Annotated in this window: 24 protein-coding genes; 9 read left to right on the top strand and 15 right to left on the bottom strand. The window is 56.7% G+C overall.

Annotated features, from left to right (window positions below; translation table 11 throughout):
- Positions 1-36 precede the first annotated feature (36 nt).
- Positions 37-1,794 (top strand): sulfite reductase subunit alpha, encoded by a 1,758-nt coding sequence (locus tag AB3U87_RS14610; RefSeq protein ID WP_253457853.1) that lies wholly within the window; start codon positions 37-39, stop codon positions 1,792-1,794.
- A gap of 25 nt (positions 1,795-1,819) precedes the next feature.
- On the opposite strand, the gene AB3U87_RS14605 is transcribed toward AB3U87_RS14610, so the two are convergent.
- The 7 genes from AB3U87_RS14605 to zapE form a co-directional block, all read right to left on the bottom strand.
- Positions 1,820-2,464: an acyltransferase gene (locus AB3U87_RS14605; RefSeq protein WP_394149514.1), complete on the bottom strand. Its 645-nt coding sequence runs from the start codon at positions 2,462-2,464 to the stop codon at positions 1,820-1,822.
- Positions 2,430-3,347 carry a glycosyltransferase gene (locus AB3U87_RS14600; protein WP_394149512.1) on the bottom strand — a complete coding sequence of 306 codons (918 nt, stop codon included), beginning with the start codon at positions 3,345-3,347 and terminating at the stop codon, positions 2,430-2,432. Before AB3U87_RS14600 ends, AB3U87_RS14605 begins: the two co-directional genes overlap by 35 nt.
- A gap of 344 nt (positions 3,348-3,691) precedes the next feature.
- Positions 3,692-4,186, bottom strand: a complete 495-nt coding sequence (sspB, locus tag AB3U87_RS14595; protein WP_253457846.1) for a ClpXP protease specificity-enhancing factor — start codon at positions 4,184-4,186, stop codon at positions 3,692-3,694.
- Between the two features lies 1 nt (position 4,187).
- On the bottom strand, positions 4,188-4,829 hold the full coding sequence (gene sspA / locus AB3U87_RS14590; RefSeq protein ID WP_125287075.1) for a stringent starvation protein SspA: 642 nt from the start codon (positions 4,827-4,829) through the stop codon (positions 4,188-4,190).
- A 297-nt stretch (positions 4,830-5,126) separates the two neighbouring features.
- The gene (rpsI, locus tag AB3U87_RS14585) at positions 5,127-5,519 is read right to left on the bottom strand and encodes a 30S ribosomal protein S9 (protein WP_125287074.1); all 393 of its coding nucleotides are present in this window, start codon (positions 5,517-5,519) and stop codon (positions 5,127-5,129) included.
- A 15-nt stretch (positions 5,520-5,534) separates the two neighbouring features.
- Positions 5,535-5,963, bottom strand: coding sequence for a 50S ribosomal protein L13 (gene rplM / locus AB3U87_RS14580; protein WP_125287073.1), 429 nt, complete (start codon positions 5,961-5,963; stop codon positions 5,535-5,537).
- Positions 5,964-6,208: 245 nt separating this feature from the next.
- The gene (gene zapE, locus AB3U87_RS14575; RefSeq protein WP_394149508.1) at positions 6,209-7,336 is read right to left on the bottom strand and encodes a cell division protein ZapE; all 1,128 of its coding nucleotides are present in this window, start codon (positions 7,334-7,336) and stop codon (positions 6,209-6,211) included.
- Between the two features lie 185 nt (positions 7,337-7,521).
- Here zapE and zapG point away from each other — a divergent pair, with 185 nt between their 5' ends.
- From zapG to degS, 3 genes are all read left to right on the top strand, one after another.
- Positions 7,522-7,926 (top strand): Z-ring associated protein ZapG, encoded by a 405-nt coding sequence (zapG, locus tag AB3U87_RS14570; RefSeq protein WP_125287071.1) that lies wholly within the window; start codon positions 7,522-7,524, stop codon positions 7,924-7,926.
- Between the two features lie 112 nt (positions 7,927-8,038).
- The gene (degQ, locus tag AB3U87_RS14565) at positions 8,039-9,400 is read left to right on the top strand and encodes a serine endoprotease DegQ (protein ID WP_253457839.1); all 1,362 of its coding nucleotides are present in this window, start codon (positions 8,039-8,041) and stop codon (positions 9,398-9,400) included.
- Between the two features lie 77 nt (positions 9,401-9,477).
- Positions 9,478-10,536: an outer membrane-stress sensor serine endopeptidase DegS gene (degS, locus tag AB3U87_RS14560; protein ID WP_253457837.1), complete on the top strand. Its 1,059-nt coding sequence runs from the start codon at positions 9,478-9,480 to the stop codon at positions 10,534-10,536.
- A gap of 35 nt (positions 10,537-10,571) precedes the next feature.
- Here degS and mdh read toward each other — a convergent pair whose 3' ends face one another.
- Complete coding sequence (mdh, locus tag AB3U87_RS14555; RefSeq protein ID WP_394149505.1) at positions 10,572-11,507, bottom strand: malate dehydrogenase; 936 nt, start codon at positions 11,505-11,507, stop codon at positions 10,572-10,574.
- A gap of 416 nt (positions 11,508-11,923) precedes the next feature.
- Between mdh and argR the strand changes: the two genes are divergently transcribed.
- The 4 genes from argR to yhcN (AB3U87_RS14535) all read left to right on the top strand — a co-directional run bounded on the left by argR (position 11,924) and on the right by yhcN (AB3U87_RS14535) (position 13,781).
- On the top strand, positions 11,924-12,394 hold the full coding sequence (gene argR, locus AB3U87_RS14550; protein WP_125287067.1) for a transcriptional regulator ArgR: 471 nt from the start codon (positions 11,924-11,926) through the stop codon (positions 12,392-12,394).
- Positions 12,395-12,804: 410 nt separating this feature from the next.
- A complete protein-coding gene (gene yhcN, locus AB3U87_RS14545) occupies positions 12,805-13,077 on the top strand; it encodes a peroxide/acid stress response protein YhcN (RefSeq protein ID WP_301729945.1) in 273 nt (90 codons plus the stop codon).
- Between the two features lie 84 nt (positions 13,078-13,161).
- Positions 13,162-13,431: a peroxide/acid stress response protein YhcN gene (yhcN, locus tag AB3U87_RS14540; RefSeq protein ID WP_253457830.1), complete on the top strand. Its 270-nt coding sequence runs from the start codon at positions 13,162-13,164 to the stop codon at positions 13,429-13,431.
- A 92-nt stretch (positions 13,432-13,523) separates the two neighbouring features.
- Positions 13,524-13,781 carry a peroxide/acid stress response protein YhcN gene (yhcN, locus tag AB3U87_RS14535; protein ID WP_253457828.1) on the top strand — a complete coding sequence of 86 codons (258 nt, stop codon included), beginning with the start codon at positions 13,524-13,526 and terminating at the stop codon, positions 13,779-13,781.
- A gap of 72 nt (positions 13,782-13,853) precedes the next feature.
- On the opposite strand, the gene AB3U87_RS14530 is transcribed toward yhcN (AB3U87_RS14535), so the two are convergent.
- The 5 genes from AB3U87_RS14530 to aaeX all read right to left on the bottom strand — a co-directional run bounded on the left by AB3U87_RS14530 (position 13,854) and on the right by aaeX (position 18,821).
- Positions 13,854-14,123: a barstar family protein gene (locus AB3U87_RS14530; protein WP_253457826.1), complete on the bottom strand. Its 270-nt coding sequence runs from the start codon at positions 14,121-14,123 to the stop codon at positions 13,854-13,856.
- 50 nt (positions 14,124-14,173) lie between these two features.
- Entirely contained in the window at positions 14,174-15,625 is a 1,452-nt protein-coding gene (locus AB3U87_RS14525) for an NAD-dependent succinate-semialdehyde dehydrogenase (RefSeq protein ID WP_301250735.1), read from the bottom strand.
- Positions 15,626-15,716: 91 nt separating this feature from the next.
- Entirely contained in the window at positions 15,717-17,672 is a 1,956-nt protein-coding gene (aaeB, locus tag AB3U87_RS14520) for a p-hydroxybenzoic acid efflux pump subunit AaeB (protein ID WP_253457823.1), read from the bottom strand.
- A gap of 5 nt (positions 17,673-17,677) precedes the next feature.
- Positions 17,678-18,610: a p-hydroxybenzoic acid efflux pump subunit AaeA gene (gene aaeA, locus AB3U87_RS14515; protein ID WP_253457821.1), complete on the bottom strand. Its 933-nt coding sequence runs from the start codon at positions 18,608-18,610 to the stop codon at positions 17,678-17,680.
- Between the two features lie 7 nt (positions 18,611-18,617).
- Complete coding sequence (gene aaeX / locus AB3U87_RS14510; RefSeq protein ID WP_034890367.1) at positions 18,618-18,821, bottom strand: p-hydroxybenzoic acid efflux pump operon protein AaeX; 204 nt, start codon at positions 18,819-18,821, stop codon at positions 18,618-18,620.
- A 268-nt stretch (positions 18,822-19,089) separates the two neighbouring features.
- Between aaeX and aaeR the strand changes: the two genes are divergently transcribed.
- Positions 19,090-20,007: an HTH-type transcriptional activator AaeR gene (gene aaeR / locus AB3U87_RS14505; protein ID WP_125287059.1), complete on the top strand. Its 918-nt coding sequence runs from the start codon at positions 19,090-19,092 to the stop codon at positions 20,005-20,007.
- Between the two features lie 44 nt (positions 20,008-20,051).
- On the opposite strand, the gene tldD is transcribed toward aaeR, so the two are convergent.
- Together tldD and yhdP are read right to left on the bottom strand one after the other, a co-directional pair.
- On the bottom strand, positions 20,052-21,497 hold the full coding sequence (gene tldD / locus AB3U87_RS14500; protein WP_125287058.1) for a metalloprotease TldD: 1,446 nt from the start codon (positions 21,495-21,497) through the stop codon (positions 20,052-20,054).
- Positions 21,498-21,579: 82 nt separating this feature from the next.
- A complete protein-coding gene (gene yhdP / locus AB3U87_RS14495) occupies positions 21,580-25,356 on the bottom strand; it encodes an AsmA2 domain-containing protein YhdP (protein WP_394149499.1) in 3,777 nt (1,258 codons plus the stop codon).
- Positions 25,357-25,391: the final 35 nt, after the last annotated feature.

Below are 25,391 nucleotides of genomic sequence, written 5' to 3'. Positions count from 1 at the left end.
CTCCTGTTTATATGACGGATCGAGTAAAGAAAACAGATGAAAATTCCTTACATTCCTGAAGACGCGCCGTTTAACGGCGAGCAGAAATACTGGCTGGCGGGTTTCCTTGCCGGATTACATTCACGTCTGCTGGTGCTGGAAGAGCGCCCGCAGGCCGACAGCGGCACCGGCGCGGCGGCCACCACGCAGCTGCATATTCTGTTCGGCTCGCAAACCGGCAATGCGGAAGCGCTGGCGCAGAGCGCGGCGAAAGCCGCCCGCGACAGCGGGCTGGTGCCGGTGGTACAGGCGCTGGGCGAAGTGGACATTGAGATTTTCGCCTCGATGCGGCACGTGCTGGTGATCACCTCAACCTATGGCGAAGGCGAAATGCCGGATAACGCCCAGCTGTTCTGGCAGGCTATCTCCGCCAGCACCGCGCCGCGTCTTGAGCAGATGAACTTCGCCGTGCTGGCTATTGGCGATACCGGTTATGACGGCTTCTGCCAGGCGGGTAAATTTATCGATATGCGTCTGGAGCAGCTGGGCGCGAAGCGTCTTTACGATCGCATTGACTGCGATATTGACTATGAAGAGCCTTCGCACCAGTGGCTGACCGCCTCTATGCCGCAGTTTGCCGCCAGCGCGGGCAGCAGCGGCAAAGCGCTGGAAAACCGTCCCGAAGCGCCGGTTATTCCGGGCAGCAACAAGCAGAATCCTTATGCGGCCGCGCTGGTTACCAACCGACGCCTGTCGGGGCCGGATTCTGATAAAGATATCCGCCACTATGAGTTCGATCTCACCGATAGCGGCCTGAAATATGAAGCGGGCGATGCGCTGGGCGTTATCCCGGTTAACGACCCGACGCTGGTTAGCCTGCTGCTGGCGCAGCTGAAGGCGGACTACGATACGCCGGTATCCGGCTATGACCGCAGCCTGGGCGATCTGCTGACCTATCAGTTTGAAATTTCCGAACCTTCACGCAAGCTGATTGAGTGGGTAGGCCAGAACACCACCAACCAGGAGCTGCGTCACGTGCTGCAGCATGACGATAAAGATGCCATGGGCGTCTGGCTGTGGGGCAAAGATTCGCTGGATCTGCTGCAGCTGGAGCTGGCGCGTTCCATCGGCATTCCTGAGTTTGTGGCGCTGCTGCGTCCGTTGCAGCATCGCGCCTATTCCATCTCGTCCAGCTCGAAGGCGCATCCAAACCAGGTGCATCTCACTATCGCTTCGGTGCGCTATCACAGCGCGGGTCGCGCGCGCAGCGGCGTCTGTTCCACCTATCTGGCGGAACGCGTGGGTCGGGGCGAAAAACCATCGATCTTTATTTCGCCTAACAAAGCTTTTCGCGTTCCCGCAGACGGCAATACGCCGCTGATTATGGTTGGCCCCGGCACCGGCATCGCGCCCTTCCGCGCCTTTTTGCAGGAGCGTGAGGCAACCGGCGCTAAAGGTAAAAACTGGCTGTTCTTTGGCGACCAGCGCCTTGAGCATGACTTTATCTATCGCGACGAGCTGCTGAACTGGCAGGAAAAAGGCGTGTTGAACCGTCTGGATCTGGCCTTCTCGCGCGATCAGGCGAAAAAAATCTACGTGCAGAACCGTATGATGGAACAGGGCGCGGAGCTGTATGCGTGGCTACAGGAAGGCGCCTGTTTTTACGTCTGCGGCGATGCGTCACGAATGGCCAAAGATGTGGATAAAGCGCTGTACGAGGTTATTGCCCAGTTCGGCGGCCTGTCGGCAGAGCGCGCGGCGGACTATATCGATCAGCTGAAGAAAGAGAAACGCTACCTGCGCGACGTCTATTGATCTTCACTGCTGGCTGGGCAGCCGCTCAGCCAGCCGTTTCTTTCTGCTCTTCCGTAAGATATCTCACCACGACAGCGGGATTACCTGCTGCAACCGCGTAGTCCGGGACGCTGGTTCTTACCACGCTGCCCGCGCCAATCACCGCATGTCGCCCCACCGTGACGCCAGGCAGAATAATGGCATTCATGCCGATCCAGCTGTGTTCCTTGATCAGTACCGGCCTGACGGGCGTTCTCGCCGCCTCGTCGTCCGTCCCGCGAGCAAGCAGCGGATGACCGCTGCTGTCCATCAGCGTGACGCCTGGCCCAAAGGTTACATGATCCTCAACCGTCACGTTCTGCCAGGCGATAATGGCGGTTCCCTGCAGCACGCAGCCGGCACCGATAATAATTTTCCCCGCCTCAAAGCCGTTACGCTTCACCAGCGTCAGCTTAACCCGCCCGCAGTGAAAGGCTACCCGGTCCAGCGACTCCAGATAAGCGCCCTCGCCCAGCGAAATGCAGCGGGAAAAATCCGCCAGATCGATATAGTCTTTGTGGTACGTTTTATCTTTTACCCAGGTGAGCGTAATATCAGGCTCGCCAGAGAAACTCACCCCTTTAGCTAGCGAAGAACAGTGTTTAAAAGCGGTCGATTCAGGCGTGATAGAGATATTTTCGTATAAAGGCATCGTTTTCTTCCCGGTTTTGATCGGCATAGTGGCGGATAACTTTATTTAGCGAAAACTTGCTTTCGCCCAGATCGCAGCCATAAAAAGCGGTCTGCCAGAGCTGATATTTCTGATGAATTTTCTTGCCGGCAATTTCCGATTCGTTTTTATGGTCCGCAATCTGTTTTTGATGCGGGCAGTGTACCGAACATATTTCCCGGTCAACGATAAATCGGTTGTTTTGTAAAAACAGCCGTACGCCTAAATCCACATCTTCACCGCCCCAACCGTTAAAATCCTCATCAAACAGCCCGGCTTTTATCAGCGCCTGGCGCTCCGCCGAGACGTGGCACGTCCAGAAAATATCAAAGGGTGCAGGCCATGAAGAAATATTATAGCCCAGCTCGTTATACTGCTGTTGCCGAATATCTTCTGCCTTCATCTCTTTAAAAAAGTTTACGGAAGCGCCGACATCCTCTGCACGAATAAAAGCATCCAGATCGGCCAGCATGGCGTCCGGCATTTCAAAACCGTAGACGTAGCCGATGCAGACGCCCGGCGTGCGGCTTTTCCGATGAATGCCGAGGTGCTTTTCCAGCGCGTCCTGCCGCAGCAGCACGCCGGAATCAATCAGCACGATATAGTCGCCTTCCGCCGCCGTAATACCGATGTTCCGCGCCTTTCCCGCGCGAAAACCGTTGTCGTACTGCCAGTAATAGCGAATATTCAGGCAGTCCTGATAGTCCTGACAAAGCTGACCGGTATTATCGCTACCGCCGTCATCCACGACGATAACTTCAAAAAAACGTTTATCCAGCGTTTGCCGCGTCAGCGCCTGTAGCGTTTTATTGAGCAATGCTTCTCGGTTATAGGTGGGTATAACTACGCTTATGGCTATTTCCATTCGCTGTATTCCTTAGCGCGCCACAAATCAACTGACAGTGAGTCAGTCAGAAAACATAAACAATAATTAACCTTTCCGTCTATTTCAATAATGTTAATTAAAGGAAATAATATTTATTGCTGTTTTTTGATAATGATCAATTGAATAATAAAAGTGATAACACATAAGGAACACAAAAAAGAGTAATTAAGGAAACTACTGTAATTTATTTTCTGAATAATCGTTTCTCAACAAGATAAAAAAAGAGAATATTTTCAGAAAATGCTGGAGCGAAATTTAATTTATTGTTGATTACCAGACATAAAAAAACCGGCCCTGTTCGGGGGCCGGTTTCGCTGTTACGTCTACTTCACCACGCGCAGCGCCGGGCGTCCGCCACGCGGCGGCGGCTCGTCATTGCCGTCATCATCCTGACCACTGTCGTCAGGGCGATCGCCGTCAATAACCGACATCACCGTTTCCGGTGACTCATCCTGCGCCGTAGCCGGGTTATATTCGCCCGCCTCTTCGTAGGCCGGTTCAGGCTCGAACATCGTGCCCGCGCCGTTTTCACGCGCGTAGATAGCCATCACGGCCGCCAGCGGCACCGAAACCTGACGCGGGACGCCGCCAAAGCGCGCGTTAAACGTCACCTCGTCGTTACCCAGCTCCAGATTGCCTACGGCACGAGGCGCAATATTCAGCACGATTTGACCGTCGCGTGCATACTCCAGCGGCACCAGCACGCCGGGGAGGTTGATATCCACCACCAGATGAGGCGTCAGCTGGTTGTCCAACAGCCACTCATAAAAGGCTCGCAGCAGATAGGGACGACGTGCGGTAAGTTGCGACATTTCCATATCAGCCCCGCGTATGCAGGCGCATTTCCCGTTCTGCTTCCGTCAGAGAAGCCAGGAAGGAATCACGTTCGAACACGCGCGTCATATAGCCTTTCAGCTCTTTCGAGCCGGCGCCGATCAGCTCGATGCCCATCTGCGGCAGACGCCACAGCAGCGGCGCCAGGTAGCAGTCTACCAGGCTGAATTCTTCGCTCATAAAGAAAGGCGTACGAGAGAACAGCGGCGCAATCGCCAGCAGCTCTTCGCGCAGCTGTTTGCGCGCGGCTTCCGCTTCCTGCGCCGTGCCGTTTTCCACTTTACGCATCAGGCTGTACCAGTCCTGCTCGACGCGATGCATCATCAGGCGGCTTTCGCCACGTGCGACCGGGTAGACAGGCATCAGCGGCGGATGCGGGAAACGCTCATCAAGGTATTCCATGATGATGCGGGATTCATACAGCGTCAGTTCACGATCGACTAACGTAGGAACGGTACGGTACGGATTGAGGTCAATCAGATCCTGGGGCAGGCTATCCATTTCTACCTGCTCGATCTCTACGCTGACACCCTTCTCCGCCAGCACAATACGCACCTGATGGCTAAAAATGTCAGTCGGACCAGAAAACAGCGTCATTACCGAACGTTTGTTGGCAGCGACAGCCATGTAAACCTCCAAGTTTATCCAGAAAATTACTGCGCAAGCCCGCCACACGGCGACCAGACGGCTAAATTGCCCCGGCTAACCCGGACGACGCTTCGTCTGTGCAGCCGCCCGGCTAATAGGCACAAAGTGTCACTCAGTTTACCAGATTTTAGCCAGCTTGTGGGGCAGGAATACGGATTTGACGGGAAAATGACAGAGCCCGTCGCGTTTTTACGAGCCAGGCCGAAAATCAGGCAAGAAAAAACCCGGTGCAGGCACCGGGTTTTTCGATAATCGATTCTGCAAGCGCAGAATAAATTAACGCTTGGAGAACTGTGGACGACGACGTGCTTTACGCAGACCGACTTTCTTACGTTCAACCTGACGGGCATCACGGGTAACGAAGCCTGCTTTACGCAGTTCGCCACGCAGTGACTCGTCATATTCCATCAGCGCGCGGGTGATACCGTGACGGATCGCACCAGCCTGACCAGAAATACCACCACCTTTAACGGTGACGTACAGATCGAATTTACCGACCAGGTCCAGCAGTTCCAGCGGCTGGCGAACTACCATGCGGGCAGTTTCGCGACCGAAGTACTGTTCCAGAGAACGCTGGTTGATAACGATGTTACCACTGCCCGGCTTGATAAATACGCGAGCGGTAGAGCTTTTGCGGCGACCAGTGCCGTAGTTTTGATTCTCAGCCATTGCCTGTAATCCCGATTAAATGTCAAGAACTTGCGGTTGCTGTGCCGCATGGTTGTGCTCGTTGCCCGCGTAAACTTTCAGTTTACGGTACATAGCACGACCCAGCGGGCCCTTTGGCAGCATGCCTTTAACCGCGATTTCAATCACACGCTCAGGACGGCGAGCAATCATCTCTTCGAAGGTCGCTTGCTTGATACCACCGATGTGGCCAGTGTGATGATAGTAAATCTTATCGGTACGCTTGTTGCCGGTTACAGCAACTTTGTCAGCGTTCAGAACGATAATGTAATCACCGGTATCTACGTGCGGAGTATATTCCGCTTTATGCTTACCGCGCAGACGACGAGCCAGCTCAGTCGCTAAACGACCTAAAGTTTTGCCCGTTGCGTCAACAACATACCAGTCACGTTGGACGGATTCTGGTTTAGCTGTAAAAGTTTTCATCTAAAAGCTTACCCAAATTAAGTTACACGTTGGTGAAATCCCAAACGCTTGAATAAACGGTTGAGGCTCACACGACCATCTCGACCAGCAAGCCCACCCCTTCGGATAGAGTTACTGGAACACAAAGAGTTTTGGGAAAAAAACCTTTGCTGTAACGTGGGGTCGCAAGATTATAGAGAAGTCGCCCGCAAAGCGCGACCCCTTTTTACAATTAAATGCGTCCCGACGCCGGGAAATTTAACGACTCATGGCAGGTGCGGCAGTCGGAGATACTCTTCGCTTTGCATCTCCTGCAGCCGCGAAACGCAGCGCTGATATTCAAACTTCAGCCGCGCGCCCTGATAGATTTCGTACAGCGTAGCCTCCGCCGAGACGACCAGCTTAACATGCCGTTCGTAAAACTCATCCACCAACGCTAAAAAACGTCGCGCCTGGTCTTCGGTTTTGTAGATCATCACCGGCACGTTAAACAGCAGCACGCTGTGAAAACGGCGCGACAGCTCAATATAGTCGTGCTGGCTGCGCCCTTCGCCGCACAGCGTCAGGAAATCCATCGCCACCACGCCTTCTGCCACGCCCAGCGTCGGCATCTTACGATGGTTGATCTCCAGCACGGGCTTATCGCTGCGATCGCTGCCGGCCAGCGCAACAAACATGCGGTCCATCTCTTTCGTGGTCGCCTCATTCAGCGGCATCATCCACAGATGGGCAGACGTCAGCGTGCGCAGGCGATAGTCGATGCCCGCATCCACATTCATCACGTCACAGTGTTGCTTTATCATCTCTATGGCTGGCAGAAAGCGTGCCCGCTGCAGGCCGTTGCGATACAGATCGTCCGGCGGAATGTTAGAGGTGGCGACCAGCGTGATCCCTCTGGCGAACAGCGCCTCCATCAGCGTGCCCAGCAGCATGGCATCAGTGATATCGGAAACGAAGAACTCATCGAAACAGAGCAGATCCGTTTCGCTTTTAAAGCGATCAGCCACGATCTGTAAAGGATCGCTGTGGCCCTGAAGGCCCGTCAGCTCTTCATGCACGCGCAACATAAAACGATGGAAGTGCAGCCGCTGCTTGCGCTCGCCAAGAATTGCCTGAAAAAACATGTCCATCAGCCAGGTTTTGCCCCGGCCGACGCCGCCCCACATATAGAGGCCGCGAACAGGCGTCTGCGGCTCGTTTTTGCCTTTTCCCATTAGCTTATTCAGCCGGCCAAACAGCCCTTTGGTTGGGGCGGCGGCGGCAGGTTCGCGCCGGCTCAGCGCCTGATAAATCCCATCCAGGCGGGTAACGGCTTCACGTTGAATATCATCAGGTTGATACTCGCCGTTTTCCAGCGCCCGTTGATAAAGCGCAAGAGGAGACTTCGTTTGCATAGATTCCCATTCCCTGAATTATTCGGTGCGTCAGGTGATTGATTGTCGAAAAAAAGGCCGTTCTACACTAAGCGATGCAGCGGCAGGATTCCACTTCCATGAGATTAGCGGTTATAGTGGCTGTTAACGGACTGGCATAAGGCCAGAGGTTTTTACGGAACGATGAAGACAACACGGGAGTTATTATGACCTGGGAATACGCGCTTATTGGCCTGGTAGCGGGAGTAATTATCGGTGCGCTGGCGATGCGTTTTGGTAACAAGAAACTGCGCGAGCAGCGCAGCCAGCAGTACGAACTGGAAAAAACCAAAGCCGAACTGGCTGATTATCGCGAAGAGCTGACCAGCCACTTCGCGCAGAGCGCCGAGCTGCTGGATAATATGGCGCGCGACTACCGCCAGCTTTATCAGCATATGGCGAAAGGTTCCAACGACCTGCTGCCGAACCTGCCGGGCGAAAAAAATCCGTTTGCTTATCAGCTGACCGAATCGGAAGCGGATAACGATCAGGTGCCGGTGCAGATGCCGCGTGATTACCCTGACAGCGCTACCGGCCTGCTGCGCGGCGAGCGTACGGCGCACGAGAAATAGAACGGACGCGTCCTGTGGTAAAGGGGGCGTTAATCGCCCCTTTTTACTCTTCTGCCCCTTGTGTCCTGGCTTCGTCCCGGATGCTCTCCCCCACTTTTTGCGAGTCTTAGCGATGAAGAAATCATTACTGTTGAGCGCATTAGCCCTGAGTATCAGCATGGGTTCAGCTCCGGCGGCGCAGGCCACGCTGCCGGCACAAATTCAGGGGCAGCCGCTGCCCAGCCTGGCGCCGATGCTGGAAAAAGTGCTGCCTGCGGTGGTCAGCGTCCACGTGGCGGGCACGCAGCCGACGCAAACGCAGGAAATTCCCGAGCAGCTGAAACGCTTTTTCGGGCAGGAAGGTCAGGACGGCGGCGACAGCAGCCAGCCTTTTGAAGGCCTGGCGTCCGGCGTGGTCATTAACGCCGAAAAGGGCTATATCCTTACCAATAATCATGTGGTTAACGGCGCGGATAAAATCAGCGTCCAGCTGAGCGACGGCCGGGAATTTGACGCTAAGCTTATTGGCCACGACGAACAGACCGATATCGCGCTGATCCAGGTCAGCGGCGCCAAAGGCCTGACGCAGGTAAAAGTGGCCGATTCCGACCAGCTGAAGGTCGGCGACTTCGCGGTGGCGATCGGCAATCCGTTCGGCCTTGGCCAGACGGCCACATCCGGCATCGTGTCGGCGCTGGGACGCAGCGGGCTGAATCTGGAAGGGCTGGAAAACTTTATTCAGACCGATGCGGCGATCAATCGCGGCAACTCCGGCGGCGCGCTGGTTAATCTTAACGGCGAACTGATCGGCATTAACACCGCTATTCTCTCTTCTGCCGGCGGCAATATCGGTATCGGCTTCGCTATTCCGGGCAATATGGCGATGAATCTGGCGCAGCAGCTGATCGAGTTTGGCGAGGTGAAACGCGGCCAGCTGGGCATTAAAGGCACGGAGATGACGGCGGAGATGGCGAAAGCCTTTAACGTTGACGCCCAGCGCGGCGCTTTCGTCAATGAAGTGCTGCCAGGCTCGGCGGCGGCTAAAGCCGGCATCAAAGCGGGCGATATTATTACCTCGCTGGATGACAAGCCGGTGGAAAGCTTTGCCGCGCTGCGGGTGAAAATTGGCACCACCGCGCCGGGCAAAGAGGTGAAGGTAGGCCTGCTGCGCGACGGCAAGCCGCAGACGCTGACCGTGAAGCTGGATAACAGCACCCAAACCGCCAGCACAGAGCTGCTGAACCCTGCGCTACAGGGCGCGACCTTGAGCGACGGCGCGGCGAAAGACGGCACCAAAGGCGTCAGCGTGGACAGCGTCGATAAAGGCACGCCGGCCGCGCAGTTCGGCCTGCAAAAAGACGATATTATCGTCGGACTTAACCGCACCCGCGTTGAAAATCTTGCCGACCTGCGCAAGCAGCTGGCGGCAAAACCTTCGCTGCTGGCGCTGAATGTTATCCGCAACGGCGAAAGCCTCTACCTGCTTTTACGCTAAAACTTCGGGCGGACACCTGCGCGTCCGCCCGACTCATGTTATCCTGCCCATCGTCTATTCATTCATCAGTTAAAGCCATGTTTCCTAAACTTATGCGTTCAGTGCTTCTTGGCCTGGTGGTAGCGGGCCTGCTGCTGGTCGCGCTGCCCGCGCTGCGCATCGGCAATAATTTTTTTACGCTAAAAGATGACAGCGCCAGCCAGAAGCCCGTCAGCTATAACGACGCCGTGCGCCGCGCCGCGCCTGCGGTGGTGAACGTCTATAATCGCAGCGCCAACGCGTCGGCCCATAACCTGGAGATCCGCACGCTGGGCTCGGGCGTGATTATGGACGGACGGGGCTATATCCTGACCAACAAGCATGTGATTAACGATGCCGATCAGATTATCGTCGCGCTGCAGGATGGCCGAATTTTTGAAGCCATGCTGGTAGGCTCGGACAGCCTGACCGATCTGGCCGTGCTGAAGATCACCGCTTCCGGCCTGCCGGTTATTCCTGTTAATCCTAAGCGAGTGGCGCATATCGGCGATCTGGTGATGGCGATAGGCAACCCTTACAACATTGGCCAGACGGTTACGCAGGGCATCATCAGCGCGACCGGCCGCGTAGGCCTCAGCCCTTCCCGCTATCAGAACTTCCTGCAAACCGATGCCTCTATTAATAAAGGCAACTCCGGCGGCGCGCTGATTAACTCACTGGGCGAACTGATGGGCATTAACACGCTGTCGTTCGATAAAAGCAACGATGGCGAAACGCCGGAAGGCATCGGTTTTGCCATCCCTACCGCGCTGGCGGCGAAAATCATGGACAAGCTTATCCGCGACGGCCGCGTTATCCGTGGGTTTATCGGCATCAGCGGACGTGAAATTCCGCAAATGCATGGCCAGAACGGCAGCATCGATCACGTTCAGGGCATTGTAGTGACCAACGTGGCGCAGGGCGGGCCGGCGGCGAAAGCAGGCCTGCAGGTGAACGACGTCATCGTCAGCGTGAACCATAAGCCTGCGGTTTCCGCGCTGGAAACCATGGACCAGGTGGCGGAAATCCGTCCGGGAACAGCGATTGACGTGGATATTTTGCGTAACGATCGCAAGATGACGCTGCAAATTACCGTACTGGAATATCCGGGCAGCTAAACGGCAAGGGCCAGCGAAAGCTGGCCCTGAGTGGCTTACTTCACGAACTCTTCGCCCTGAGCGATATCTTTCTTCAGCGTCTCCAGCATGTTCTGTAGCGCCTGCTCTTCAAACGTACTTAAAGCGCCGATGGGCTTACGCTCCGCAACGCCGTTTTTCCCCAGCAGCAGCGGCTGAGCGAAAAAGCGAGCATGCGCGCCGTCGCCTTCAACGTAGGCGCACTCCACCACGTTGCTTTCACCCTGTAGGGCACGCACCAGCGACAGACCAAATTTCGCTGCGGCCTGGCCCATTGACAGCGTGGCAGACCCGCCGCCGGCTTTTGCCTCGACCACTTCTGTACCCGCGTTCTGGATACGTTTAGTCAGATCGGCCACTTCCTGATCCGTAAAGCTTACGCCCGGCACCTGCGACAGCAGCGGCAGGATAGTGACGCCGGAATGGCCGCCAATCACCGGCACGTTCAGCGCCGCCGGATCTTTGCCCTTCAGCTCGCCGACAAAGGTATTGGAGCGGATAATATCCAGCGTGGTCACGCCGAACAGTTTGTTCTTGTCATAGACGCCGGCTTTTTTCAGCACCTCAGCAGCAATAGCCACGGTGGTATTAACAGGGTTAGTAATGATGCCGATCAGCGCTTTTGGACAGGTAGCAGCGACCTGCTCAATCAGATTGCGCACGATACCGGCGTTAACATTAAACAGGTCTGCGCGGTCCATACCAGGCTTACGCGCTACGCCTGCGGAGATCAGGACTACGTCAGCGCCCTGCAAGGCTGGCGTCGCGTCTTCACCACTAAAGCCTTTGATTTTCACCGCAGTAGGGATGTGGCTCAGATCGACAGCCACGCCGGGCGTCACGGGAGCGATATCGTACAGTGAGAGATCTGAACCTGCCGGAAGCTGGGTTTTAAGCAGAAGAGCAAGGGCCTGGCCAATGCCGCCAGCCGCGCCGAGAACTGCAACTTTCATCCTAAACTCCTTATTATTTTGAGGGGGAAGTGCCGTGGAATCATTTGCTTATGAGCATATCTGACCTGCGAGGCCTGAGCGACAGCATTTACCCTCATGCACGACGGCGCATCATACAGGATAAAGCGACAGAGACTGACCGCAATATGCCCGGTAAGGCCATTCGAGGCTGCAGGCAACGCGGTCAACGTTACACTACACCGTTAATACTTAGCCAAACAACATCAATTTTATAACAATCTGTTCACTTATTGTGCGCGACGTCGCGGAATAAGGCGAATTTTTCACGGCCGCAATCTGGCAACGAACGTTAACAGGGTGTAAAAAAGAGGCTTAATTTGCATAAAAATGCAAAAAAGTGCATAATAAGAAGTTATCCCAGCCGGGAATTCTCTTGCGACCTTTAGCGAAAAACTATGCGTAATCCAGCAAAACAAGAAGATCTGATTAAGGCGTTTAAGGCCTTATTAAAAGAAGAAAAATTTAGCTCGCAGGGCGAGATCGTCACTGCGCTCCAGGAACAGGGCTTTGATAATATCAACCAGTCCAAGGTTTCGCGGATGCTGACCCGCTTTGGCGCCGTACGCACGCGCAACGCCAAAATGGAAATGGTTTACTGTCTGCCTGCCGAGCTGGGCGTGCCGACCACCAGCAGCCCGCTCAAGAATCTGGTGCTTGATATCGATTATAATGACGCGCTGATTGTGATCCATACCAGCCCTGGCGCGGCGCAGCTGATTGCCCGCATGCTGGACTCGCTGGGCAAGCCCGAAGGCATCCTCGGCACCATCGCCGGTGACGACACGATTTTCATTACCCCAGCCCGCCACGTTACCATCAGACACCTGCGTGATTCCGTCCTGAAATTATTCGATCAGGAACTATAAGCCGCCGGTTTTTATGCAGTTCTTTATCGTTTTCCCCGCGCGCCGGCGACCGTTGGCGCGTTGTCTTTTCTCTCTCCACTCCGTTAAAAACAGCATAATCCACTGGCTTATTGCGCTGACATCGCCGTTAAACTTTATGGACTCCCGTCTCGCAGTGTGATCTGCCACAAAGAAGCGCACAAATAGTTAAATTGATCTATCTCAATGTTTTTACGCATATTTAACGCAGCCAGAGCAACTTATAAGCGTTTTTTATAACTGAACGTTATTAAAAAGTGGTTAACGGCTTAAATATCGCAACAAAACATTATTAGCCTGCTATTAATATTTTACGTTATCAGATCTATAATCCTTTTCGTGATGTGAATCACACTAACAACACGATAAAAATAATGACGAGGAAAATTTTCATGAACGTAAAAACTACCGTGGCTGCCGCCAGCCTGCTCTCTCTGCTCTCTCTGCTCTCTTTTGGTGCTTTTGCAGCTGAATCTGTTAACGCGGATCAGGCGCAAAACATGCAATCGATCGGCACCGTTAGCGTGAGCGGCGTCAGCGCATCCCCTATGGATATCAATGCCCAGCTGAGCCAGAAAGCCGACGCTCAGGGCGCTAAAGCCTACCGTGTGGTCGAGGCCTATTTAAACGGCAACTATCACGCTACGGCTGAGCTGTACAAATAATCAACCTAACTCTGACGATAACCCCAAGAATAATAAAAGTTTTTTAGCCCTTTCGGTTATCGCCCTACTTCTGGAGCATCTGTTATGAACACGAAATTTACTATCGCCGCACTAAGCCTGGCTTCCGTTCTCTCTTTCGGCGCCAGCGCTGCCAACCTGGTAACCGATCAGCAGGTTGCCAACGAAAATCTGCAGTCTATGGGTACCATCAGCGTTAGCGGCATCGACGGCGCGCCAACCACCATCCGTCAGCAGCTTTCACAGAAAGCCGACGAACAGGGCGCGAAATCGTATCGGGTGATTGAGGCCTACAACAACGGCAACTATCACGCGACCGCAGAACTTTATAAATAAGATGGGCGACGGGCAGGCGTAAAGCCTGCCGCTATATCGACGACCTGACAGGTTTCAGACGCGGGTTGTTGAGGACAATGAGGAAGAAAATCATGAAAACAACTTTAGCCGTATTAAGCCTGCTCTCCGTACTTTCCTTCGGCGCTTCAGCTGCACAGCTGGTTAACGCAGAGCAATCGCAGCATCTACAATCCGCCGGCACCATTTCATTAGGCGGCGTGGCGGGCGCACCGATGGATATTCGTCAGCAGCTGTCGCAGAAAGCGGATGAACAAGGCGCCAGCGCCTATCGCGTTATCGAAGCGCGCAACGACAACACCTGGCACGTCACCGCCGAGCTGTATAAGTAATTCCTCGTCACCGTTACCCTGACGGTTATATGACGAACCTTTTGGCCCCGTTCGCCGGGGCCTTTTTTCGTTTCAGCGCACGTTAAATCGTAGCTGCCCTTCCAGCTCTTCCTCCGCTTCGTCAAACAGCAGGATCAACGCGCCGTAGCGCCGTCTCTGGCCTGTGCCAAGATGCACAAATTCGATCTCCAGCGGTAACGGCAGCGATCTGTCGCTCACCACTTCCCACAGGCTGTCCAAATCGGTAATAAGCCGATCGCCCAGTGAAAAACGATCGCTGAACTGTCGGAAGAAATGCGCCTGATCCACGATTTCATTAAAATCAAAAATTTCTGTTCTCATACTGCCGCTCCACAGGAAAACGGTCGGGCGACGCGTGGCCGCCCGGTGAGTTACAGTCCCCCGATATGCAGGGCTTTGACCTCTAAAAACTCTTCCAGTCCCAGCACCGATCCTTCCCGTCCCAGCCCGGACTCTTTCACGCCGCCAAAAGGCGCCAGCTCGGTGGATACCGCGCACTCATTGATGCCGATCATGCCGCTTTCCAGCGCCGCCGCTACGCGGAAGATGCGCTGGACATCACGGGTATAGAAGTAGGCGGCCAGACCAAATTCGGTATCGTTGGCGCGGCGGATTACCTCTTCTTCGCTATCAAAGCGGAAACAGGCGGCGACCGGGCCAAACGTTTCCTCTTTGGCCAGCTTCATGTTTTCATTGGCTTCGGCAATCACCGTCGGCTGCCAGAAATTGCCGCCGAGCGCGTGCCGGTCGCCGCCGACGACTATCTTGCCGCCTTTCGCTTTGGCGTCTTTAACATGCTCTTCCACCTTATCTACGGCAGAAGCCTCAATCAGCGGCCCGACAATCACCCCTTCTTCCATGCCGTTACCCACCTTCAGCTTGCCTACCTCTTCCGCCAGCTGGCTGACAAAACGGTCGTAAACGCTGTTGTGAATAAAGAAGCGGTTAACGCTGACGCAAACCTGGCCCGCGTTGCGGAACTTGTTGGCGATGGCACCTTTAACGGCGGCGTCGATATCCGCATCCTCAAAGACGATATAGGGCGCGTTGCCGCCCAGCTCCATCGACACTTTTTTCATCGTCTCAGCGGCGTTACGCATCAGCAGCTTGCCGACTTCCGTTGAACCGGTGAAAGAGATTTTCCTGACCGTCGAACTGGCCATAATGGCTTCGCTGATGGCTTTGGTATCGCCCGCCACCGCGTTCAGCACGCCGTCCGGCACGCCCGCTTTTTTCGCCAGCGCCACCAGAGCAAAAGCCGACAGCGGCGTGTTATTAGCGGGTTTGATAATGCCGGTGCAGCCTGCGGCCAGCGCGGGGCCAAGCTTGCGCGTCAGCATTGCCATCGGGAAATTCCAGGGCGTAATAGCAGCGACCACGCCGATGGGTTCGCGCGTCGCCAGAATGCGCGATCCCGCTTTGGCCGGCGGAATGATTTCACCGTTAGCGCGCTTTGCCTGCTCGGCAAACCACTGAATAAAGCTGGCGGCGTACTCGACTTCACCCTCGGCTTCTTTCACGGGCTTGCCCTGCTCCGCCGTCATCAGTTTGCCCAGCCAGGCTTTGTTGTCGATAATCAGCTGATACCAGCGGTAAAGGATTTCGCTACGCTCTTTAGCGGTTTTCGCCCGCCAGGCGGGAAAGGCTTTGGCGGCGGCGGCAATCGCCCGTTCGGTTTCGTCTTTTCCGGCGCGCGCGACCTGAGTAATGACTTCACCGGTGGCCGGGTTCAGTACGTCAAAGGTTGCGCCGCCCTGCTGCCATTGACCGTCGATAAAAAAGCCGGTCTGAAATAAGTCGTTGTCCTGAAGCGAGTTGCTCATACTGTTCTCCCATTGGATTACCGTTGGGATAAGTATAGATGGCGGCCTGCATGACAGGCCGCAAGAAGGGCAAGAAGCGGAGATCTCTTAATCAGATTTGCAGCAGCGTGGTCTGATATTTTTTCAACATGCTCGCCAGGCGCTGCACGGGCTCGGTGACGCTTAGCGGCGCCTCGTAATGCACCAGCTTTTCCTGATAGATAGCCAGTTCCGCCAGCAGCCGCTCGAAGTAGTGGCGTCGTTTGGCGTCGCTGCCTGCCGAAATAACCCGATCCGCCGTATGCCGCAGCTGCTTGTGGAAAGCAGAAAGATCGCTGTTAACCGGGATATCGGCATCGCGCAGGCGCTGGTGTCCGATAATCAACGTCAGCGCGATACGAAACTTGTTGATATCGCCTGGAAAAAGATTCAGCAACATAAACAGCTGCTGGTACAGCGCCGGCAGATGGTTCTCGCGACGGCGGGCCTGATTGGTGGTCATGGCCGCCACGGCGGAATACATAAAGCGGTTCAGCAGCGTGCGTCCGGTCCGCGCTTTTGAGGTGTCGCGAATAAGCAAAATGACCAGCAGCGCCAGGAAACAGCCGATCGCCTGACCGAGTGCGTTATCCAGGAAGGCGCTGACGTTAAAGGTCATGGGATTGTCCAGCGTCAGGATATTGATGGTGCCGACCAGCGCGCCCAGCGTGCCGATCTGACGGCGCTGAATAAGGATGCCGCCGATAAAGGCCATCACGCCCAGGCAGAGGCAGAGCAGCAGCATACTTTGCTGCGTGGCGGGCATCAGCACCATGTAATAGAGCGCCCCTAAGGGGATCGCCACCATCATGCCGTACAGAAAATCCTTCGCCATCATCAGCGGGTTCGGCATCCTCATCGCCAGCGCGGTGATCACCGCGAGCATCACCATTGCGCCGCTGCCCGATGTCCAGCCGCTCCACAGCCAGAACAGCGAACCGACCGCCGTGGCGACAAAAGTGCGCACGCCGTTGATCAGCGCGTGGCGCGTTTCCGCCGAGCGCATTTTTACCACCGGCTCGCCATCCAGTACTTCTTCTTCCATGCCGCTGATGCTGCTGTTGGTTTTTATGCCTTTCAGCAGCAGCAAATAGCGTGAAGCCGCGCCGACCCAGTTGCTGACGGTGACCGGCGTATTTTTGCTACCGCTGGCGGTGATCACGCGGCGCATAATTTTCATGCGCTTATGGATATCGGCGACGTTCTCAACCGGCTTTTCAAAGAAAAGGTGAAACTGCGGCGGCACATATTCCTGACGAGTATTCTGGATCAGAAAAGTTTCGCAGGCCTGGGTAATCAAGGTCAGCGACAGCGTATTTAACGCGCGCAGTCGCCTGTCCGCTCGCTGCCAGTGGCCTGACTCCATCATCAGATGGGTACGCATTCCGTTCAGCGCGGTGGTGCGACGCACCAGATCAGTCCAGGCTTTGTCGACCTCTTCTTTGTCGCCGTGCGCCACGCAAAGCTGCATCAGCTTGTACTGATCCACCAGCAGCCCGTCGATAGCGCGATCGATATCCTGTTTGATGGAGCGCGGCGAAAACAGCATGTCGGCCAGAATGGCGCAGACGATGCCGATAATGATTTCGCTACAGCGCTCGACGGCAAACTGCGGCGCCAGCAGCACCGAGCCGTTAGCGTCCAGGCTGACCACGATAATCAGCGCCGTATAGCCCGCCAGGCCCAGCGCATAGGAGTTTTCAACTTTGATTAAGGAGGAAAGCCAGACGCAGAAACCGGCCCACAGACAGCACAGCAGCAGCATCACCACCGGCGCGCGGATGGTGGCGATCATAATCGTCAGCGCGGCCAGGCAGCCGATAAAGGTGCCGATAATACGCAGCATCCCGCGATGGCGCAGCGCGCCGGAGAAAGGATCGCCGCCCGCGGCAAAGGCCGTGCCGCCTGCGACGATACAGGCGGTCATTACCGCCCAGCGCGGCGTTTCCAGATTAAAGTGAAAGCCGATCAGCAACGCCAGCAGAATGGCGAAGGTCAGCTTGATCGGAAACCGCAGTTGATACCACATGGCGCTTAGCCGAACTCACGCAGGCGGTGCATCAGCTTCATCGCCGGCGACATCTCCTGCGGCTGACGATCCTGAGCGCCCGTCACAATCACGGTTGCCGTCGTGCCGGCAGGATAAAGATTGCCCTGCTGCTGGTCGAGATGAATACGTACCGGCACGCGCTGCGCCAGACGCACCCACTCCAGGTTGGAATCGATGGTCGCCATGCCTTTGCTGTCGACGGTGCTGCTGCTGTTGGTCACGCCAGCGGCCACGCTGTCAACGGTGCCCTGCAGCACGCGGTTGCTGCCCAGCGGCGTGATCTCCACGCGATAGCCGGGACGCACGCCTTCCAGCTTGGTTTCTTCCATATAGGCCAGCACGTAGAAGGTGTGCTGCTGCACCAGCGCCACGGCGGTAGAGCCGCGCGTGATAAATTCGCCGCGATAGACGTTCAGGTTAGTGATCCAGCCGTCCGCCGGGGCTTTGACCACGGTACGCTCCAGATCCAGCTTCGCGGTATCGCGCGTGGCGACGGCTTTCGCCAGCTGGTGTTCCGTAGTCTGGTAATCGCTGTTGGCCTGCTCGATAGCCTCACGCGACATAGCAGAGACGCCGAGCTGATTGCGGCGGCCTGCCTCACGGCGTTTTTCACTGACCAATGCCTGGTAATAGGCCACGTCCGCTTCCGCCTGGTTCAGCGCCTGCTGATAGCGCGGCTGATCGACCACGAACAGCACCTGGTCCTTTTTCACCAGCTGGTTATCCCGCACGCGCACGTCGGTGATCAGGCCGCTGACGTCTGGCGCGATAGCGACCACGTCCGCCGTGAATTTTGCGTCGCGCGTCCACGGCGATTCTGTGTAGTAAACCCAGACGTGGAAAATACCAACAACGGCAATGACCACCAGGATAAGGGTGATGGCAAACCGGGAAATTTTTCTTGTTAACGCTTTCACTGTGACCTCAGACAAACAATCGGGAAACCAGGTAGAACAGGCAGCAGTAGAGTGCTGTATTAAATAACGCAGGATGCCAGACCAGGTCATAGATCCCGGTGGGCGTAAGCAAACGACGCACCAGCCAGAACAGCATCAATGACACGATAATCTCAAAAAATATGGGCGGGAAGGAGAGCCCAAATATCACAATAACCGGAAGCACGCTCATCTCTTATCCTTGTCGGGTTTACCGGGCGCTCCGCCACAAAAAAACGGCCGCCCCGGACAGGGTGGCTGCTGCTCTACGGATGATGATGTCAGATTAACCGCAGACGGTCTTATCAAAAACCGGCGCTGTATGAATAATAGCGTATTCAGGCGTCAGCATTTCGGCGAGTTGAGTTACGGAATGGTAACCCGGCGATGCTATAGTAACGCGGCTGACTATCTGTTTTCTACCAAATGTGATCTAAATCACTTTTAAGCCAGAGTTAATAATGGAAAGAATGAAGGGCATGTCCGTGTTTGCGCGTGTGGTGGAGCTGGGCTCTTTTACCGCGGCCGCCAACCATCTGCAAATGAGCGTTTCCGCCGTCAGCCAGATCGTGGCGAAGCTGGAGGATGAGCTACAGGTCAAGCTGCTGAACCGCAGCACGCGCAGCCTGGGCCTGACCGAAGCCGGAAAAATCTATTTCCAGGGCTGCCGCAGGATGATGTCGGAAGCGCAGCAGGTGCACGAGCAGCTGTACGCCTTCAACAATACGCCGATCGGCACGCTGCGCATCGGCAGCTCTTCGACCATGGCGCAGAACGTGCTGGCGAATATGACCGCCGAGATGCTGAAAGAATATCCTGGCCTGACGGTGAATCTGGTGACCGGCATCCCTGCGCCCGACCTGATCGCCGACGGGCTGGATCTGGTGATCCGCGTTGGCGCGCTGCGCGATTCCAGCCTGTTCTCTCGCCGCCTTGGCTCAATGCCGATGGTGGTCTGCGCCGCCAAAAGCTATCTGGCGCAGCACGGCACGCCGGAAAAGCCTTCGGATATCGGCAACTTTTCCTGGCTGGAGTACAGCGTGCGGCCCGACAACGATTTTGAGCTGACGTCGCCGGAAGGCCTCGCCATTCGCCTTTCGCCGCAGGGACGCTTCGCCACCAACGATTCGCAAACGCTTATCCGCTGGCTGGTGGCCGGAACGGGCATCGCCTACGTGCCGCTGATGTGGATCATTGACGAGATCAACGCCGGTAAAATCGAGATCCTGTTTGCGCACTATCAGTCCGATCCCCGGCCGGTTTATGCGGTTTATACGCAGAAGGACAAGCTGCCGCTGAAGGTACAGGTGTGTATCAATTATCTGACGGATTACTTCCATAAGGTGGCGGACGTGTACCAGGAGTATCGGCAGAAATAAAAAAGGCGAGCCGCTATGGCTCGCCTTTTCGTGGTCGCTATCCGTCAGGCGGTGCCGCCCACGGTCAGCTTATCCAGCTTCAGGGTCGGCTGGCCAACGCCTACCGGCAGGCTTTGCCCTTCTTTGCCGCAAACGCCCACGCCTTTATCCAGCGCGAGGTCGTTGCCTACCATCGAGATTTGCTGCATCGCCTCAATACCGGAACCGATCAGCGTGGCGCCTTTCACCGGTTTGGTCACTTTGCCGTTCTCAATCAGATAGGCTTCCGAGGTCGAGAAAACAAATTTCCCGGAGGTGATATCCACCTGACCGCCGCCGAAGTTTGGCGCATAGAGGCCATACTCGACGCTGGCGATGATATCTTCCGGCGTCGACTTGCCTGCCAGCATATAGGTGTTGGTCATGCGCGGCATCGGCAGATGCGCATAGGATTCGCGGCGGCCGTTGCCGGTAGGCTTAACGCCCATCAGGCGGGCGTTCAGCTTGTCCTGCATATAGCCTTTCAGCACGCCGTTTTCGATCAGCACGTTGTACTGGCCCGGCACGCCTTCGTCATCCACCGCCAGCGACCCGCGCAGGCCTTCGATGGTGCCGTCATCGACCACGGTGCAGAGATCGGACGCCACTTTCTGGCCAATCTGGCCGCTGAACACCGAGGTGCCGCGACGGTTGAAGTCGCCTTCCAGACCGTGACCAACCGCTTCGTGCAGCAGCACGCCAGGCCAGCCCGCGCCCAGCACCACCGGAATGCTGCCCGCCGGCGCCGCGACGGCGCTCAGGTTGACCAGCGCCATCCGCACCGCTTCACGCGCCCAGGCTTCCGCGCGGGTTTCGCCAGACTCGTCGGCCAGGAAAAATTCGTAGCCGAAACGGCCGCCGCCGCCGCTGGAGCCGCGCTCGCGCTTGCCGTTGTCCTCAACCTGCACGCTTATCGACAGGCGAACCAGCGGACGCACGTCGGCCGCCAGCGTGCCGTCGGTGGCCGCCACCAGCACCATCTCGTAAACGCCGCTCAGGCTGGCGCTGACTTCCTGTACACGCTTGTCCGCCGCACGCGCCGCAGAATCCACGCGATGCAGCAGCGCGATTTTCTCTTCACGGGTCAGGCTTTGCAGCGGATCGGCCGTTGGGTAAAGCGGGCGGTTCATTACCGCGCCCAGCGTGTGCGATTTGCCGTTGCCCTGCTCGCGCACAATACTGCGCGCCGCCGTGGCGCTTTGCGTCAAAGCGTTCAGCGTGATCTGATCGGCGTAGGCGAAGCCCGTTTTTTCGCCGCTGATGGCGCGCACGCCGACGCCCTGATCGATGTTCCAGGAGCCGTCTTTGATAATCCTGTCTTCCAGCACCCAGGATTCGTGGTAGCCGGACTGAAAATAGAGGTCGGCGTAGTCCAGCTTGCGTTCCGAGAGCTGACCGAGAAGGGAAAAGAGATCCTGTTGGTTAATATTATTAGCAGTTAGTAACTGTTCACTTACCAGATTCAGACTCATGTATTCTCGCTCTGTTTGGGAGCCAGTCGCCGCTGGCGTCGTAATCTCTATAGCCTGAGGCAATTCCCCGGTCACGTCAAATTCACTTCGCGCTCTTTTCTCGCGGCTTGCGCAGCACTTCGTCAATTTGCGGCTTATCGAGCGGCCCGGAAAGATGGTAGCGCAGCACCGAGATCTTATTCCACAGCGGCGCCAGCGCCTTGCTGGCGGCAAAGACCGCTGCGCCGACCACCGGATTAACGGCGAACGCGGCGGCGACGCCGACGGTCGCGGAAATTTCCGGCGCGACTACCGCTTCCATATCGATTTGCCGTTTCACCAGGTCGATTTTGCCCTGCATGGCGATGTCGGCTTCCAGGCCATCCACCAGCAGGTTATCGGTACGCAGCACGCCCTTTTCAATCCAGGCAGTGCCGTTAATGGAATCAAAATAGAAGCCCTGACTGAAAGTGTCGGTGAAATCAAGGCGCAGCTTGCGCAGCAGCGCATCGAAACTGACCAGCCGCAGCAGCTGGCCGGCGCGGCCGGTATTCACATCGGCAATTTGTCCGGCGCCCATGTGCGATTTCAGCACACCGCTCAGCGTCGCCACCGACGGCTGCCACGGCGCGGCCTGCCAGTGAAGATCGTAATCGATGTTAAACGGCGCATCCCGCAGCGGCGAATTCATGCCGAACCAGTTGGTGGCATCGTCAACTTTTTTGCCGCTGAGCGAGCCTTTCAGCGCCGTGCGCTGCGCGCCCGGCTGGTTGACCCATTCGCCTGCCACCTTCAGTTTTGCGCTGCCGATATCGATCAGGCCGTTTTGCAGCTTTAAGGTATCGCGGGTGTGGCTCAGATCCGCCGCCATCCGGCCGAAGCGCTGGCCGCGCAGCCAGCATTCGTTGCAGCTCAGATTAACGGCGGGCCAGCTGCTGAAATCAATTCCGCTGGCCTGCTCGCCGGAAAACGGCGTGGAGCCGCTGGCCGCTGGCCACTGCGGGTTGTAATAGAGGTAGCTGAGCTGGCCCAGCCACGGCGCGTGCTGTCTCATTACCAACTTGCCGTCGATCTCGCGTCCTTTGGCCTGCACCACGTTTTCGCCCGCTACCGTCTGGCTCAGCGTTGCCTCCAGATCGTGCCAGCGCTGCCCGCCCAGCGTCAGCGCCGGCGTGCGCAGCGTGATATCGCCCGGCAGATAAGCCTGTCCGCCGCCTGCGCCTGTGCCGCCCGCCAGCAGCCCCAGCCAGGCTTCACCATCCAGCGGCGGCAGATTAAGCGTCATGCCTGACGTTGCCGGCAGCGGCGGCGTTTGCGTGGCGTCATTTTCCCAGATGCCGCGATCGACGCGTGGCTTACCCAATAGCCAGCGGCTGTTGAAACGGTGCTTTTCACCTACCGCGCCATGCAGCGTAAAGGCCGACAGATCGCCCTGCGCCTGAACGCGGATCGGCATCGGCGCAGCCCGCTCTTTATCCAGCGGCGAAGGTAAGTTACTGCTTACATTTTTCAGATCGCCGGTCAGCGAGACCTTGTAGTTCGCGCCTCCGCCGTGCGGCAGCGTAATGGCGACCGCGCTTTGCCAGCTGGCGCTGCCGTTCAGTTTTTCGCGCAGCGCCTTCGGCACCGCGTCGATTTTGCCCGGCTGCCAGTCGCCTTTAAGATCGACGCCGATAGCGTAATGCTTTTCGCCTTCCTGAGTAGTAAACGTGACGCCCATCGGCTGCCCGAACCAGCTGGCGGTCAGCGGCTCGCTTTGCAGATTGCCGTTGTCGTAAGTGAAGCGGCCGCTCAGCTGTTTGATGGTGCTGTTAAGTGGTTTAATAAACAGCGAATTATTATGCAGAGCCACATCGCCGCTGGCTTTAACTTCCTGCCCATCCAGCGGGATATTCAAATGTAAGCGACCGCTTACATCGCCGCCGATCTGTAGCTCGTCCAGCGCCGCGCCCAGCGTTGGCTTCAGCGGCGTCTGGTTAAAGTAGCGGCCGATTTCCGTGCCCGCCCCGCTGATATCGCTGTCGATAATCAGCTTTTCTTTCATATAGTCAGGAATAACGGCGGCAACGTTTTTGCCCTGCACGTTGCCCAGCATTGCCCGATCCGCCTTCATAAAGAGGCCGTCGTTGATAAAGTTCAGGTTGATATCCAGCTTTTCCAGATCCGGCCAGCCAGGCTGGAAGCGATAGGTCGCCTGACGCAGCGGCACCCAAACCTGGAACATACCGTCGTTGTGTTTGAAAGGGAAAAGCTGGGGATTGCCCGCAAACAGCAGCGTGGCGTTTTGCGCCTGCCCGCCTTTGATGGCGCCGCTGAGATAGTCGACCAGTTTGGTGCCCATCAGCGGTTCCGGGAAGTAGCGCCAGGCGTCTGCCGCATCGGTCAGGTTAATGCCGGCCAGAATATCCAGCCGCGGCGCCTGCTCTTTGACCTGCGCCCAGGTGAAGTCGCCCTTCGCCCACAGCGAGCGCGCCTGCACATCCAGATCCCGTCCGGCCAGCGTGACGCCCTGCTCGTCGCTCCGCCAGCTGAAGGCGCCGCTGGCCTGCGCGATTTGCAGCGGCGCGCGGAACATGGTGCCATCGGGCAGCGAGGCATCTTTCAGCCTGAAATTCAGCTTGCCGTCCGTGACGCTGCCGGTAAGCGAGCCGCTAAAATGCTGCATTCCCGGCAGCAGCTCCCAGTGCTGCCAGCTCAGATTTTGCCAGCGGGCCTGAAAGCGGGTTTTCTCCGGCTGCTGTAAAGGAATATCGGCGGCCAGCGCCTGAACTTCGCCGTGCGGCTGCAGCGTGCGCCAGTTAGTCAGCAGCGTCGGCGTCACTTTGGAAAACAGCGGCAGCAGCGCATCGATACGCTCAAGCGCCAGATGGGTGGCGCGTATGCGTAGCTCTTCCGGGCTGGACGAACGTTGCGGCAGCCAGAGCAGCGATACCCGCCCTTTTGGCCAGGCTATGCCGTCGGTATGCAGGCTGGTTCGCGGCATTTCGGCACGCCAGCCCTGCTCAACGCGGCTGATATGGGCGGCGAGGTTATCCACGGTGAAGTGGTGTGCCTCGTTTTCGCCCTGCCATTCCGCGCCGCCTTTCTTTAATAAGATATCGCCGCTGTGGATTTCGCCGTTTTCAAGGCTCATCCAGGCAGCCAGCGAGAAGCGGGCGCTTTTCAGCGTGGTGTTGTCCTGCATCCACTGGCCCAGCCAGGGTTTGACATCCACATCGTCCGCCTGCATCCAGGCGCGCCCGGTATCGAGATAGCCATTGGTGTCGCTGAGATCGAGACGCACCTGTACCACGCCGTGCTGGCCGGTAAAGCTGGACAAACTGACCAGCCCTTCCGCACGGTGACGGTTTTTTTCGTTCAGCCAGGTAAGCTGCGGCATATCCAGCCTGGCGCGCTGCCCGGAAAGCGTCAGAAAACTGATCTGGCTTTGTTGCAAATCGAAGTGGCCAAACTGACGCAGAAAGAGATCGCTGAACTGGCCCGGCTTGAGCTCTACTTTGCCGCTGTCGCCGGCGGTGAGCGGCGTATTGGTGACGAGATCCAGTCGCCAGAAGACGAGATTGCGAAACTGCGGGCGCAGATGCAGCAGCGATTGCCAGACGTCAAAGGCCAGCGAAACGCGATCGACCTTCAGCGAGCCGCCGTCCTTCAGGCCGATATTAAGGGCTTTGATTTCCAGCACCGGGCCGAAATTCTCCCAACGCCCGTTAAGGGAAGCGGCTTCTACCGGCATGTCGATAGCGCTGGAAAGGCGCTGCAGCAGAGGCGTGCGCCAGCTGTTGATATGCGGCATCGCCAGACGCAGGCCGCTGACTATCAGCGCAATAATAACGACGATTATTGCGCCGGTCAGTAGCAAGATCCTCGGCAATTGCCTCACACACCTCTCCTTGATGCCCGTCACTGCGGGCAATA

The sequence above is a fragment of the Erwinia plantamica genome (genome assembly GCF_043420595.1).
GTDB lineage: Bacteria > Pseudomonadota > Gammaproteobacteria > Enterobacterales > Enterobacteriaceae > Erwinia > Erwinia aeris.
This window is presented reverse-complemented; position numbering and strand designations above follow the sequence as displayed.